Consider the following 13,145-nt stretch of genomic DNA (forward strand, 5'->3'; position numbering starts at 1 on the left):
GTCACTCGGTCTTCGGCAGCCCGGGCGGGTTGGTCTCGGAGGTCTCGATCGCCTCGCTCTCCAGGCCCCAGCGCTCGAGAACCTCGAGATACGTGCCGTCGTCGAAGGCGTGGTTGAGCGCGGCCGTCACCGCCGGGGCGAGGCCGTTCCCCTTGAGCGTCGTCGCGGCGATCTGGGCAGTGTCGGGCCACCCTCCGTTGAGCGTGCCCACGACCTTGAAGTCCTGCGGAGAGACCTTGGCCTTGTACGACGCCGTGGCGTTCGGCCCGACCTGCACGTCGATCCGGCCGGACTGCAGGGCGAGGATCGTGTCGCCGTCGTTCTCGAAGTACTCGATCTCGACGGGTTCGAGGCCTGCCTCGGTGTTGAGGCGGTCCCACTCGAGCAGGATCTTCTCCTGGTTCGTGCCGGAACCCACCGCCACCGTCAGGCCCGCGACGTCGGCCGCCTCGGTGATCGAGGTGATCTCCTCGTTGTCCGCACGGGCGAGCCAACCGAGCTCGTCGTTGCGGTAGGTCGAGAAGTCGTACAGCTCCTTGCGCTCCTCGGTCACCGTGACGTTGGAGATCACGGCGTCGACGTCGCCTGACTGCAGGGCGAGCGGCCAGTCGGCCCACGCCCGGACCTCGAGCACGAGCTCCTTGTTCAGTGCGTCGGCGACGAGCTGGGCGATGTCGGTCTCGTTGCCGATAGGGGTCTGCTCGTCGTCGGCGAGGAAGGCGAGCGGAGCGACGTAGGAGCTCACCGAGACGGTCAGGGTGTCGGTGTCGGCGAACTCCGGCGGGAGGAGCGCGACGGCCTCGTCAGACACCGTCGTACGGATGCGCTCCTGGTCGGGGGACGTGTTGACCTCGAGGCCTGCAGCCTCGGCCGCGGCTTGCAGGTCGCTCGCGCCGCCCGGTTCGGAGCCGTCGGCCGACGCGCAGGCCGCGAGGCCGGCGACGAGCGGGACCGTCAGCATCACGGCGGCGAGCCGGATGCGCTGGGGGCGGGTGGTGCGGTTCATGGTGTGCCTCTCGTGGTTCTGCTGGTTCGGTACTGACGGATGGGTGCCGACGGGTCGGGCCGACACGGCGAGAAAGGTCAGAGGACCTTCTGGAGAAAAGTGCGGGTGCGGTCCTCGCGGGGGGCGTCGAGCACCTGGGACGGAGGGCCCTGCTCGACGATCCGGCCGTCGTCCATGAAGACGACGGTGTCGGCAAGCTCTCGAGCGAAGCCGACCTCGTGCGTGACGACGATCATGGTCGTGCCGGTGCGAGCGAGGTCCTTGATGACGTCGAGGACGTCACCGACCAGCTCGGGATCGAGCGCCGAGGTCGGCTCGTCGAAGAGCAGGAGCCGCGGGCGGGTGGCGAGCGCGCGGGCGATCGCCACCCGCTGCTGCTGTCCGCCGGAGAGCTGCCGGGGCCGGGCGTCTGCCTTGTCCGCCAGGCCGACGCGCTCGAGCAGCTCGCGCGCCTGCGCCTCGACCTCGGACCGGCGTCGCTTCTGCGCGGAGACGGGCGCCTCGACGATGTTCTCGAGGACGGTCAGGTGGCCGAAGAGGTTGAAGTTCTGGAAGACGAAGCCGATCGACGTGCGCTGCACGAGGATCTCCTTCTCCTTGAGCTCACGCAGCACCTCGCCCGTCGGCGTGCGTCTGCGTGCGTAGCCGATGAGCTCGCCGTCGAGGGCGACGAAACCGCGGTCGACCTTCTCGAGGTGGTTGATGACGCGCAGCAGCGTCGACTTGCCCGAACCCGACGGGCCGAGGATCACGGTCACCTCGCCGGGGCGCACCTCGAGGTCGATGCCGCGGAGCACCTCGAGCGTGCCGTAGGACTTGTGCACGCCGTGCACGGCGAGGTGCCCCTGCGTCGGTGCGCCCGAAGCCTGCGTGGTGGTCTCGACGACGGTCATCGCGCACCTCCGACGTGGGCGCGGCCCGTCCGCGTGAGGTGCCCACGCTGCGGGAGGGCGCGGACCGCGTAAGCGGGCGGGATGCTCGGTGGCAGAGGCTTGCCGCTGACACGGGACCAGGCGATCTGCACCGACCAGCGCACCTTCTGCACAGGTGTGGGGGGCAAGGTCCGCACGGCGCCCTTCGCGTAGTGGCGCTCGACGTAGAACTGCGCGACGGTGAGGACCGTCGTGATGACGAGGTACCAGATCGCCGCCACCATGAGCAGGGGCACGACGCGCTGGTTGCGGCCGTAGATCACCGTCACGGTGTAGAAGAGCTCGCCGTACGCGAGGACGTAGACGATCGAGGTCCCCTTGACGAGACCGATGATCTCGTTCACCGACGTCGGCACGATCGTCCGCATCGCCTGCGGCAGGACGATCCGGGCGGACTGGCGGGCACGCGGTATCCCAAGCGCTGCCGCTGCCTCGTGCTGCCCCTGGTCGACGCCGAGGATCCCCGCTCGCACGATCTCTGCCGAGTACGCGGCCTGCGACAGCCCCAGGCCCAGGACCGCCGCCCCGAACTTGTCGATCACGTCCAGCGTGCCGAACGACAGGAGCTCAGGGCCGAAGGGGATGCCGAGCGAGAGCGTCGGGTACAGGTACGCGAGGTTGTACCAGAGCAGGAGCTGCAGGATCAGCGGGACCGAACGGAAGACCCACGTGTAACCCCACGACACGGACTGCAGCAGGGGCGAGCGCGAGAGCCGCATCAGCGCGAGGACCGTGCCGAGGCCGAAGCCGACGGCGGCGGCGGCCGCGGTGAGCCGGAGCGTGCCCCACAGGCCGTCGACGATCGAGGGCCACACGAGGTACTGCGCGACGACGTCCCACTCCCAGCGCGGGTTCGTCACCAGCGAGCTGAGGGCCATCGCGAGCAGCACGGCGACGGCTGCCGTCGCGACCCACCGCCCAGGTTGGCGGGCGGGGAGGACTCGAAGGCTCTCGAAGTCTCCGGACGGTGCCTGCCGCGGCGGTTTCGTAGGCGGAAGCGTGGACGAACGTGCGGACGGGTCGCCGGAGGAGTCAGCAGGCTGCGCCGCCGGGGGCGGCGCGATCTGTCGGGACTCGTCCTGCGGGAGGACTGTGCTCATGGTTCACCTTCGGGAGGGCAGGAGGAGGGGTGCGCGTCGGGGCGTGTCGGTACACAGCCACTTCTCGAACGCGAGCGGACCGAGGGTCTCCGGTTCCGCAGCACGGTCGAAGAGTGCGGTGTACCCGGTCGCGAGGTAGAGACCTGCCGCCTCCGGCTGGCGCGGGCCGGTCGTCAGATAGATCCGGCGGTACCCCCGGGCGGCTGCGCGCTGCTCCAGCTCGGCGAGCACCTGACGGGCGAGGCCTCGGCGTCGGTGGGCAGAGTGGGTCCAGATCCGCTTGAGCTCTGCCGTCCGCACTGCCGGAGAACCGTCGGTGCGTCGGGTGCCCGGCCGGGTCAGCCGGTCGGCGTCGCCGAGCTCGGGCTCCGTCCGGCGACGGAACGCTCCGCCCGCGACCACGGCGTCGGTGGAGGGAACCTGCGACGCCGGACGTGCGTGCTCGAGCAGGAGGATGAGGTCACCGTGGGGTGGCGCGAAGTCACGTGCCGGGTAGTGCTCCATCTCCTCCCGCAGCTGCTCAGCGGTCAGCACCCGGCGGTAGCGGTTCCAGTACTCCCGCGACAGCTCGTCGACCAGGGGGCGGACCAGCGGATCCTCCAGGTGCACCGAGCGCACCTCGAGCGTGGGTGTCTCCGGCGTGACGAGCCCGACCTGCTCAGGCCGTGTCGTCGGCGCGGTCACGGCGCCTTCTCCCCTGCTGTCACCGCGAACGGCACATGGTTTCCGGGGACCGGAGCCGGGCACGTCCCGAAGTCGCTGAACGCGAAGGGCAGGTTGACCGCCCTGTTGAGGTCGAGACGCAGCGTGCCCACCGTCCCGGGCACGGCGGGCTCCTCGACCCACACCACACGCCACGGCGCGACCTCGCCGGCCTCGTCGGTGAACAGGAGTCCCACCGGACCTCTCGCGCTCCCGGTGAGGACGACGGTCGCGACGATGCCGTCACGCTCCACCTGGACCTCTCCGACAGCCTGCACCTCGTGGACGAGGCCGGGCCGCGCGGCACCGACCACGATCGTCCGGGGCTCCTCGAACCAGCGCACCGGGGCGTCGAGGACCCAGCTCGGGTCGTAGGGAAAGGTGGGGACACCAGCGGCGTCGTGCCGCGCCGCGGCGTGCGGGTCGCGCAGCCGCAGCGCGTACCGGCCGGTGCGACGGACAAGCTCGACGGCTACGCGGGACGGTACCGTCCCGGCATCTTCACGACCCTCGGGCAGGAAGTGCCCGACTACTGTCGAGCCGCCTTCCTCGACGACGACCGTGTGCACCCCGACGAGGACGTCATCCGACCCTGCGACGGTGAACGGCTCCGACGCCGAGCCCCGCAGTCTCGCCGACGGCCGGTCGAGTGCGGACCTGTCGGTCCACCACTCCCCCGGCAGCCCCGGCAGCGGGCTCGGTGTGCTGGGGAGCCACAGGTAGTCGACGAGCGACCGCCAGCCGTGCGGCTCGCGGAGCCCGGCCTCGCGTCGGGCCCGCCACTGCGCGTGCTCGGCGACGGCGGACTGCGCGGGACTCGTGGTCACGATGCTGGTCATCAGGTGCTCCTCCTTGCTCGTGGCCGGTCAGCCGACCAGCGTCGCGCTGGTGAGGTCGGCCGTCTCCGGGTCGTCGCCACGTCCGGGAGCCGCCAGACCGAGGTGCTCGCGCAGGGTGGTGCCGGCGTACTCCGCGCGGAACGAGCCGCGCTCCTGCAGCAGCGGGACGACGCGGTCGAAGACCTCGTCGAGTCCCCCGGGTGTGAGGTGCGGGACGAGGATGAACCCGTCGGAGGCGTCCTCCTGGACGTGACGGTCGATGTCGTCGGCGACCTGCTGCGCGGTGCCGACGAATCCACCGCGTGCGGTCTTCTCGATGACCAGGCGTCGGATCGACCAGTCGTTGGCCTCCGCCTCGGCTCGCCACGCGGCGGCGACCGCCCGAGGGTCCGCCGCGTGGCGCACACGCCCACGCGTGATCGAGACGTTGTCCACGTCAGGTTCGACATCGGGCAGCGGGCCTTCAGGGTCGTACTCCTCGAGGTCACGCCCCCACAGCTGCTCGAGGAACGCGATCGCGGTCCGACCAGGTACCTGCTGGAGCCGGATCTCCCAGGCCTTCGCCTGCGCATCCTGCAGGTCGTCCCCCAGCACCACGGTCGTGGCAGGGAGGATCTTCAGGGCATCGCGCGCACGACCGTGCGCCGCGAGCCGACCCTTGACGTCGTCGTAGAACGTACGCCCCGCCTCGAACGTCGAGTGGGCGGAGAAGACCACGTCAGCCGTCGCCGCGGCGAAGTCCCGGCCATCGGTCGAGTCCCCCGCCTGGAAGAGCACCGGATGCCCCTGAGGGCCGCGCGGCGTCGTGAAGAGGCCGGAGACCTGGGCGTGCTTCCCCCGGTGGTCCACGGGCCGTACCGCGTCAGGGCGGAGGAAGTCCCCGGTCCGTCGGTCGGCGAGCACCGCGTCGTCGCCCCACGAGTCCCACAGCTTCCGCGCGACCTCGACGACCTCCGCCGCACGCTCGTAGCGTTCCGCGTGCGGGAGGTATCCCCCGCGACGGAAGTTCTCGCCCGTGAACGCGTCAGAGCTGGTCACGAGGTTCCACGCGGCCCTGCCGCCCGAGAGGATGTCCAGGGTCGCGAACTGGCGGGCCAGCTCGTAGGGCTCGTTGAACGTCGTGTTGATCGTGCCTGCCAGCCCGATCCGGTCCGTGACGGCCGCGACCGCGGCGAGCACCGGCAGCGTATCGGGTCGACCGACGACGTCGAGGTCATGGATCCGGCCCTTGTGCTCCCGCAGGCGCAGGCCCTCGGCCAGGAAGAAGAAGTCCAGTCGTGCCTCCTCGGCGCGGCGCGCGAGGTGCTCGAACGAGGAGAAGTCGATCTGGCTCGCCGATCTGGGGTCGCTCCACACGGTCGTGTTGTTCACCCCCGGAAAGTGGACGCCGAGGTGGATCTGCTTGCGTGCCCGGGATCCGGGGTTCACCGTGCTCATGTCGTCGCTCACGCGGTCTCTCGGGCGACCGGTGCGGTCGCGAAGCGGTTGGCAGGACGCTCGAGGCCGAGCGTCTGCCGCAAGGTCGTCCCGGGGTACTCCCGGCGGAAGATCTCGGCCGACTGCAGGAGAGGTACGACCTGGTCGACGATCGCGTCGAGATCTGTGCTCAACGACGAGGGCCGCAGGTGGAAGCCGTCAGCCGACCCACCTTCCGTCCATTCCTCGACGGTCGCCGCGAGGTCCCGTGCGGTCCCGACGTGCGTGAGCGAGTCGGTGTCCCACGTGATCCCGTCGAGGTCCTCCAGCAGGTCGAGCCGTGCCTGCGCGCTCGCGCGGTCGGCTCCGATCACCACGTAGGTGTCGACGAGGACGCGCACCGTGTCAGGGTCGCGGCCCGCGGCCGCCGCGGCATCCCGGATCCGCGCGCGCACCGCAGCTGCCTGACCGGCGTCGACGGCAGAGACCCGCACGACGTCGGCCCTGCGCGCGGCCAGCGCGAGCGCCTCGTCGGACGTGGCGCTGACGACCACCGGTGGCTGGCCCTGAGGAGAGCGGGGCGTGATCGACGGTCCCTTCACCGCGAACCTGATGCCCTCGTGGTCGATGTAGTGGAGCTTCTCCCGGTCGATGAACCGGCCGGTCGAGGCGTCCCTGATCTCCGCGTCGTCCTCCCACGAGTCCCACAGGCGAGTGACGACCTCGACGGCCTCGTCGGCCTCGGCCACGGCGTCGGCCTCGCCCTGCGGACCCTTGCGGCCGAACGCCGCGGCCTCCGGTGCACCGGTCGACCACGACACCTGCCACCCGGCGCGCCCGGCGCTCACGTGGTCGATCGTCGCGATCGCCTTGGAGACGTGGAACGGCTCGGTGTGGGTGGTGTCGATGGTCGGGACCAGACCGATGCCGGCCGAGCGAGGGGCCAGGCGCGACGCCACCAGGGCGGCGTCCAGACGCCCCTGCACAGCGCCGCGACCCCGCGGCTGCAACGCGAAGCCGTCGTCGAAGGTGACGAGGTCGAGCAGTCCACGTTGGGCTGTCGTGACGAGCTCGAGAAGGCGGCCGGCGTCGAACAAGCGCTGCGACTGCGAGCCGACTGCCCGCCACGCCGCCGGGTGCGCGCCGCCGTCGGTCAGGTCGATGCCGAGGTGCACCGACCGCGGGGCCGTGTGGTCGTCGGGGTACGGGAAAACCATGGTGTTGTGTCCGTTCTGAAGGCGTGCACGAGAGCGCACTGCGGAGCTGGCGCGCCTGATCGGCGCGGGAGTTCCCGCCCGGGCGCCGATCGACGGCGGGGCGGGTGATGGCTCGGGGTGTCGCGCGCGGCCGGGAGTCCGGCCGCGGGGGGGGTCAGCGCGTCAGCGACAACAGGATGCGCGCAGCGCGGACCGGGCAGACGGACAGGCGTCGGAGAGCATCGGCGGGCAGGTCACCGCGGCGCTCGTCCCGTACCTCGTCATCGTCCGTCTCCTTCGTGCCCTGCTCGGGCTCCGCGTCGTTGTCTCGATGCGCGGCCCGGCCGGGCGTGCACCTCGAGACCTGGTCCTCACCCGGGGCACCCCGCCGCGCGGGAGGGTTGCCGTCCGACGAGCCGGGGCTTCGCGTCGGAACTCGTGACCGTTGTCAGGACGGGAACATACGAGCGCGCGGCGGGGTCGTCAACGAAACGGCCGACCTTCCCACATTGTGGACTGTTTCACTCAGGAAGCGCCTACGAGAGCACTGCGCGCTCCCGGTAGACGAGGTCAGCGACCTCGCACTCGCGTCTCGCGCCCGTGCGGACGCGTGCTCCACGCCGTTTCGTCAGCGAGCAGGCGACGGACGTCCGGCGGAAGCTCGCCGCCTGCGATGTCCGCGAGCGATACCGTGTCCAGCACCGAACGCATCGCCGCACGCAGCGCCACCCAGACGTCACGGACCGGTGCGGCGGCGCCGGCATAGGAGACGTCCTCCACGTAGCTGCCGGCGACGTTCGCCAGCGGGCCGTCGATCGCCCGGACCACGTCGGCGACGACGATGCTCTCGGGCGGGTGCGCCAAGCAGTACCCGCCGTCAGCCCCGCGCCTGCTGACGACCAGGCCTGCCCGCTTGAGCTGGTTGAGGATACCCAGCACGAAGGCGTCCGGCGCAGCCTGGGCGTGCGAGATCGACTCGGCCTTCACGAACCGGGGCGCAGCCCCAGGAGCGCTGTCCCAGGCCGCGGCAAGCTCCACGCAGGCCCGGACCGCGTAGTCGATCTTCGCCGTGATCCGCACCTGGCCAGTATCCCGGATCGCGCGGGCGGGGACAGACCGCGCGGCAGCCTCCCGCGGGGGCCTGTGCGTCAGCCGGCGAGCGCGGCGTACTCCTCTGCGCTGAGGGTGGGGCCGGTCTCGGTGACGTCGACGGTGAACAGCCAGCCGTCGGTGAAGGGCGCGGAGTTGACGAGCGCCGGGTCGTCGATCGCGGCCTGGTTGACGTCGACCACGGTGCCGGTGACGGGCGAGAACAGCTCGGAGACGGACTTGGTCGACTCGACCTCCCCGATCACCGCGCCGGCCGTGACCTGTGCGCCCGGCTCGGGGAGCTCCAGGTAGACGATGTCGCCGAGCGCCTCGGCGGCGGTGCTGGTGATGCCGACGCGCGCGGGCGTCGAGTCGTCGAGCCACTCGTGCTCGGCGGTGTACCGCAGTCCGGCGGGGAAGGTGGCGTCAGAGCTGGTCATGGTGTTCCTCTCGGGGGCTGCCCGGCCGACGGGCGGGCGGACGGGTGGTCAGGAGTTCTGGGGACGACGGTAGAACGGCAGCGGCACGACCACCACGGGTTCGGGGCGGCCCCGGACGTCGACGGCGAGCTCGGTGCCCTCGGCGGACATCTCGGGAGTCACGTAGGCCATCGCGATCGGGTACCCGAGCGTGGGCGACGGCGCACCCGACGTCACGTGCCCGATCACGCGGGTCTCGCCCCCCGCGGCAGGGAGCACGACGTCGTAGCCCGCCCGGGCGGGTCGCTTGCCCACGCCGCGCAGCCCGACGAGCACCCGGGCCGGGGGCGACTGCCGACGCGCGGCGAGCGCGTCGCGACCGACGAACGGCAGGGGCGTGCCGTCGTCGGCGACCTTGTCGAGCTTGACGACCCGCCCGAGGCCGGCCTCGTAGGGCGTCGTCGTGGTGTCCAGCTCGTGCCCGTAGAGCGGCATGCCCGCCTCGAGACGCAGCGAGTCACGGGCGGAGAGCCCGGCGGGCACGAGCCCGAGCGGCTCCCCCGCCGCCAGGACGGTACGCCACAGCGCGGCCGCCCGGTCGGCAGGGACGAAGAGCTCGAAGCCGTCCTCCCCCGTGTAGCCGGTCCGTGCGACGAGCGCGTCGACTCGTGCGGCTCCCCCGCTCCCGACCGTGAGCGTCACGGGCGCAGCGGCGTAGTACTTCATGTCCCGCACGATCTGTACATCGTCCGGCGCCGCCACCAGTCCGGTGACGATCTCCGCCGCCCGCGGCCCCTGGACCGCGACGAGCGCGGTCTCCGCGCCCTGGTCGGTCACCGTGGAGTCGAAGCCCGCCGCCCGCGCGACGAGCTCACGCGTCACCAGCGGCGCGTTGCTCGCGTTGGCGACGACGAGGAAGCGCTCCGGGGCGAGGCGGTAGACCACCAGGTCGTCGAGCACGGACCCGTCCTCGGCGCAGATCATCGTGTACCGGGCACGGCCGGGCGTCACCGCACTGAGGTTGCCCACCAGCGCGTGGTCCAGGGCTGCCGCGGCCTGCGGGCCGGCGACCTCGACCTCCCCCATGTGGGACAGGTCGAACAGGCCTGCCGCCGCACGGACCGCGCGGTGCTCGGCGAGGTCCGACGTGTACCGCAGCGGCATGAGCCAGCCGCCGAAGCTCGTGAGGTTCGCCCCGAGGGCGACGTGCTCGTCGTGCAGCGGGCTGTGCAGGTCCGGGGTGTGCAGGTCCGGGGTGTGCTGGTCCGTGGCGTCGGTCATGACCTCATCCTCGCGGGTATCGGACCGGCCGGCAGGCCGGTCGTCGGGAACGGGCGTCGCACCCGCGGTCATCGGGGGTCCGAGACGGGCGCGTACGCCTCGATCGGCGGGCACGAGCACACGAGGTTGCGGTCCCCGCGGGCGCCGTCGATCCGGCGCACCGGCGGCCAGTACTTCCCGGCCCGCAGGCTCGCGACCGGGTATGCGGCGAGCTCGCGGCTGTAGGGCTTGTCCCAGGTGTCCGCCGTGAGCGCCGCCGCGGTGTGCGGAGCACCGCGCAGCGGGGACTCCTCGACCGACCAGCGCCCGGACGAGACCGCGTCGATCTCGCCGCGGATCGCGACGAGCGCGTCGACGAACCGGTCCAGCTCGGCGAGGTCCTCGCTCTCGGTGGGCTCCACCATGAGCGTGCCCGCCACGGGGAAGGACAGCGTCGGTGCGTGGAACCCGTAGTCCATGAGCCGCTTCGCGACGTCCTCGGCGGTCACGCCGGTCGCTGCCGTGATCGGCCGCAGGTCGAGGATGCACTCGTGCGCGACCAGGCCGTTCGGCCCGGTGTAGAGCACCGGGAAGTGGTCGGTGAGGCGCGACGCGACGTAGTTCGCGGTGAGCACGGCCGTGCGGGTCGCCTCGGTCAGCCCGTCCGGCCCCATGAGCGCGACGTACGCGTAGGAGATCGGCAGGATCCCGGCGGAGCCGTACCGCGTCGCCGAGACGGGCGTCGCACCGGGCGCGTCGGCCAGCGGGTCGCCCGGCAGGAACGGCACCAGGTGCTCGGCCACGGCGACCGGGCCGACGCCGGGCCCTCCCCCGCCGTGCGGGATGCAGAACGTCTTGTGCAGGTTCAGGTGCGACACGTCGCCGCCGAACTCCCCCGGTCGCGCCAGGCCGACGAGCGCGTTGAGGTTCGCACCGTCGATGTACACCTGTCCACCGACATCGTGTACGAGGTCGCAGACCTCGCGCACGTGCTCCTCGTAGACGCCGTGCGTCGAGGGGTAGGTGATCATGATCGCGGCCACCGTCGAGCCGTGGTCGGCCAGCTTGGCGCGCAGGTCGTCGAGGCGGACCTCACCGTTCTCGGCCGTCGCGACGACCTCGACCCGCAGGCCGGCGAGCGCGGCGGAGGCGGCGTTCGTGCCGTGCGCGGACGCCGGGATGAGGCAGACGTCGCGCGCGGTGTCGCCGCGGGACACGTGGTAGTCGCGGATCGCGAGCAGCCCGGCGAACTCGCCCTGCGACCCGGCGTTCGGCTGCACCGACACACCGGCGTACCCGGTGATCTCCGCGAGCTGCGCCTCGAGCCCTGCGATGAGCTCGGCGTAGCCCCGGGCCTGGTCAGCGGGCACGTACGGGTGGATCGCCGCGAACTCGGGCCACGAGATCGCCTCCATCTCCGCGGTGGCGTTGAGCTTCATCGTGCACGAGCCCAGCGGGATCATCGTGCGGTCCAGCGCCAGGTCCTTGTCCGAGAGCCGGCGCAGGTAGCGCAGCATCGAGGTCTCGGACCGGTGCACGTGGAAGATCGGGTGCGTGAGGTAGTCCGTCGTGCGCAGGACCGCGTCGGGCAGCGCGGACGCCGCCGACCCGGGACCGGCAGGGCTGTCGCCGCCCTCCCCCGCCGCAGCGCCGAAGGCCGCCAGCACGGCGGCCACGGCCGCGGGCGTCGTCGTCTCGTCGCAGGCGATCTGTACATGATCGGCATCAGCCCTGTACAGGTTGATCCCCGCGGCCGCGGCCGTCGCGACGACCTCGGCCGCGCGTCCCGGCACCACGGCCCGGACCGTGTCGAAGAAGACGTCGTGCTCGACCGTCACGCCGGCGGCCCGCAGGCCCTCCGCGACCGCGATCGCGTGGGAGTGCGCACGCTCCGCGATCGCCCGCAGACCCTGCGGGCCGTGGTAGACCGCGTACATCGAGGCGACGATCGCCAGGAGCGCCTGCGCGGTGCAGATGTTGCTCGTGGCCTTCTCACGCCGGATGTGCTGCTCACGCGTCTGCAGGGCCAGCCGGTAGGCTGTGTCCCCGTCGGCGTCGATCGACACCCCGACCAGGCGCCCGGGCAGGGACCGCTCCAGGCCCTTGCGCACCGCCATGTAGGCGGCGTGCGGCCCCCCGTAGAACAGCGGCACACCGAAGCGCTGCGCCGAGCCCACCGAGACGTCCGCCCCCAGCTCGCCCGGCGACGTGAGCAGCGTGAGGGCGAGCAGGTCCGTGGCGACCGTGACGAGCGCGCCCGCCTCCTTGGCCTCCGCGACGACACCGCGCCAGTCCACGACCCGGCCCGACGCCCCCGCCTGCTGGACGACGACCCCCACGAGGTGCGCGTCGTCGTCGGGCACCTCGACCGGGAACGCGCCTGCGGACCGCGCCGCGGCCAGCCCGGCCGCGAGCCCGCCCGAGAGGTCGGCGACGACCACGGGGAGACCGACCGCCGCGGCCCGACCCCGCGTGACCGCCAGGGTCTGGGGGAACAGGTCGGCGTCGAGCACGACGTAGCCCGTCTTCGCGCGCGAGGAACGCCACATGAGCGCCACCGCCTCGGCCACGGCCGTCGCCTCGTCGAGGAGGGAGGCGTTCGCGACCTCGAGGCCCGTGAGGTCCTCGACGAGCGTCTGGAAGTTCAGCAGCGCCTCGAGCCGCCCCTGGGAGATCTCCGGCTGGTACGGCGTGTACGCGGTGTACCAGGCGGGGGACTCGAGCACGTTGCGGCGGATCACCGGGGGAGTGACCGTGCCGTAGTAGCCGAGGCCGATCATCTGCGTCTTGACGACGTTCTTCGACGCCAGCTCCCGCAGGTGGTCCAGCACCTCGGTCTCGGTGCGCGCGGCGGGCAGGTCGAGCGGCCGGTCGCTGCGGATCGACGCCGGCACCGCCGCGTCGACGAGCGCGTCGAGGGAGTCGTAGCCGAGCTGGTCGAGCATCACGGCGACCTCGCGACCACGCGGGCCGAGGTGGCGCGGGGCGAAGGCGTCCGGGGCCTGCACGGCCGGGACGGGGGAGTGCTGGGTCACGAGGATCTCCGGTGCTCACGGGAACGGGGGACGGCGACGAACCCCTCCCCGCACTGTCATCGGACGCACGCGTCGACCTGAGAGTTTTGCCGGTCCGCCGTGCTCCCTCGTGAGGAGCCGGGGCGCGCCGACTTGCACCGTCGGTGGGCCC

The 13,145-nt window shown here is 72.0% G+C and carries 11 protein-coding genes and 1 riboswitch; all 11 genes read right to left on the bottom strand.

The window, feature by feature from the left end; genetic code table 11:
• Nucleotide 1 precedes the first annotated feature (1 nt).
• Nucleotides 2-1,006 (bottom strand): ABC transporter substrate-binding protein, encoded by a 1,005-nt coding sequence (locus OHL10_RS11600; RefSeq protein WP_265522378.1) that lies wholly within the window; start codon nucleotides 1,004-1,006, stop codon nucleotides 2-4.
• A 77-nt stretch (nucleotides 1,007-1,083) separates the two neighbouring features.
• Nucleotides 1,084-1,899 carry an amino acid ABC transporter ATP-binding protein gene (locus OHL10_RS11605; protein WP_265522379.1) on the bottom strand — a complete coding sequence of 272 codons (816 nt, stop codon included), beginning with the start codon at nucleotides 1,897-1,899 and terminating at the stop codon, nucleotides 1,084-1,086.
• Nucleotides 1,896-3,038: an amino acid ABC transporter permease gene (locus tag OHL10_RS11610; RefSeq protein ID WP_265522380.1), complete on the bottom strand. Its 1,143-nt coding sequence runs from the start codon at nucleotides 3,036-3,038 to the stop codon at nucleotides 1,896-1,898. The genes OHL10_RS11605 and OHL10_RS11610 overlap by 4 nt, the downstream gene beginning before the upstream one ends.
• A 3-nt stretch (nucleotides 3,039-3,041) precedes the next feature.
• Nucleotides 3,042-3,722, bottom strand: a complete 681-nt coding sequence (locus tag OHL10_RS11615) for a GNAT family N-acetyltransferase (protein ID WP_265522381.1) — start codon at nucleotides 3,720-3,722, stop codon at nucleotides 3,042-3,044.
• Nucleotides 3,719-4,579 (bottom strand): DUF1684 domain-containing protein, encoded by an 861-nt coding sequence (locus OHL10_RS11620; RefSeq protein ID WP_265522382.1) that lies wholly within the window; start codon nucleotides 4,577-4,579, stop codon nucleotides 3,719-3,721. The genes OHL10_RS11615 and OHL10_RS11620 overlap by 4 nt, the downstream gene beginning before the upstream one ends.
• Before the next feature lie 27 nt (nucleotides 4,580-4,606).
• Nucleotides 4,607-6,028 (bottom strand): NtaA/DmoA family FMN-dependent monooxygenase, encoded by a 1,422-nt coding sequence (locus tag OHL10_RS11625; RefSeq protein WP_322645550.1) that lies wholly within the window; start codon nucleotides 6,026-6,028, stop codon nucleotides 4,607-4,609.
• Nucleotides 6,025-7,212, bottom strand: coding sequence for an LLM class flavin-dependent oxidoreductase (locus OHL10_RS11630; protein ID WP_265522383.1), 1,188 nt, complete (start codon nucleotides 7,210-7,212; stop codon nucleotides 6,025-6,027). Before OHL10_RS11630 ends, OHL10_RS11625 begins: the two co-directional genes overlap by 4 nt.
• Nucleotides 7,213-7,538: 326 nt before the next feature.
• Nucleotides 7,539-7,635, bottom strand: a riboswitch (SAM riboswitch).
• Between the two features lie 126 nt (nucleotides 7,636-7,761).
• Complete coding sequence (locus tag OHL10_RS11635; RefSeq protein ID WP_265522384.1) at nucleotides 7,762-8,271, bottom strand: RrF2 family transcriptional regulator; 510 nt, start codon at nucleotides 8,269-8,271, stop codon at nucleotides 7,762-7,764.
• 68 nt (nucleotides 8,272-8,339) lie between these two features.
• Nucleotides 8,340-8,720, bottom strand: a complete 381-nt coding sequence (gcvH, locus tag OHL10_RS11640) for a glycine cleavage system protein GcvH (RefSeq protein WP_265522385.1) — start codon at nucleotides 8,718-8,720, stop codon at nucleotides 8,340-8,342.
• 48 nt (nucleotides 8,721-8,768) lie between these two features.
• Nucleotides 8,769-9,980, bottom strand: a complete 1,212-nt coding sequence (gcvT, locus tag OHL10_RS11645) for a glycine cleavage system aminomethyltransferase GcvT (protein ID WP_265522386.1) — start codon at nucleotides 9,978-9,980, stop codon at nucleotides 8,769-8,771.
• Between the two features lie 68 nt (nucleotides 9,981-10,048).
• The gene (gene gcvP / locus OHL10_RS11650; protein WP_265522387.1) at nucleotides 10,049-12,994 is read right to left on the bottom strand and encodes an aminomethyl-transferring glycine dehydrogenase; all 2,946 of its coding nucleotides are present in this window, start codon (nucleotides 12,992-12,994) and stop codon (nucleotides 10,049-10,051) included.
• Between the last annotated feature and the right edge of the window lie 151 nt (nucleotides 12,995-13,145).

The sequence above is a fragment of the Oerskovia flava genome (genome assembly GCF_026163685.1).
GTDB lineage: Bacteria > Actinomycetota > Actinomycetes > Actinomycetales > Cellulomonadaceae > Oerskovia_A > Oerskovia_A flava.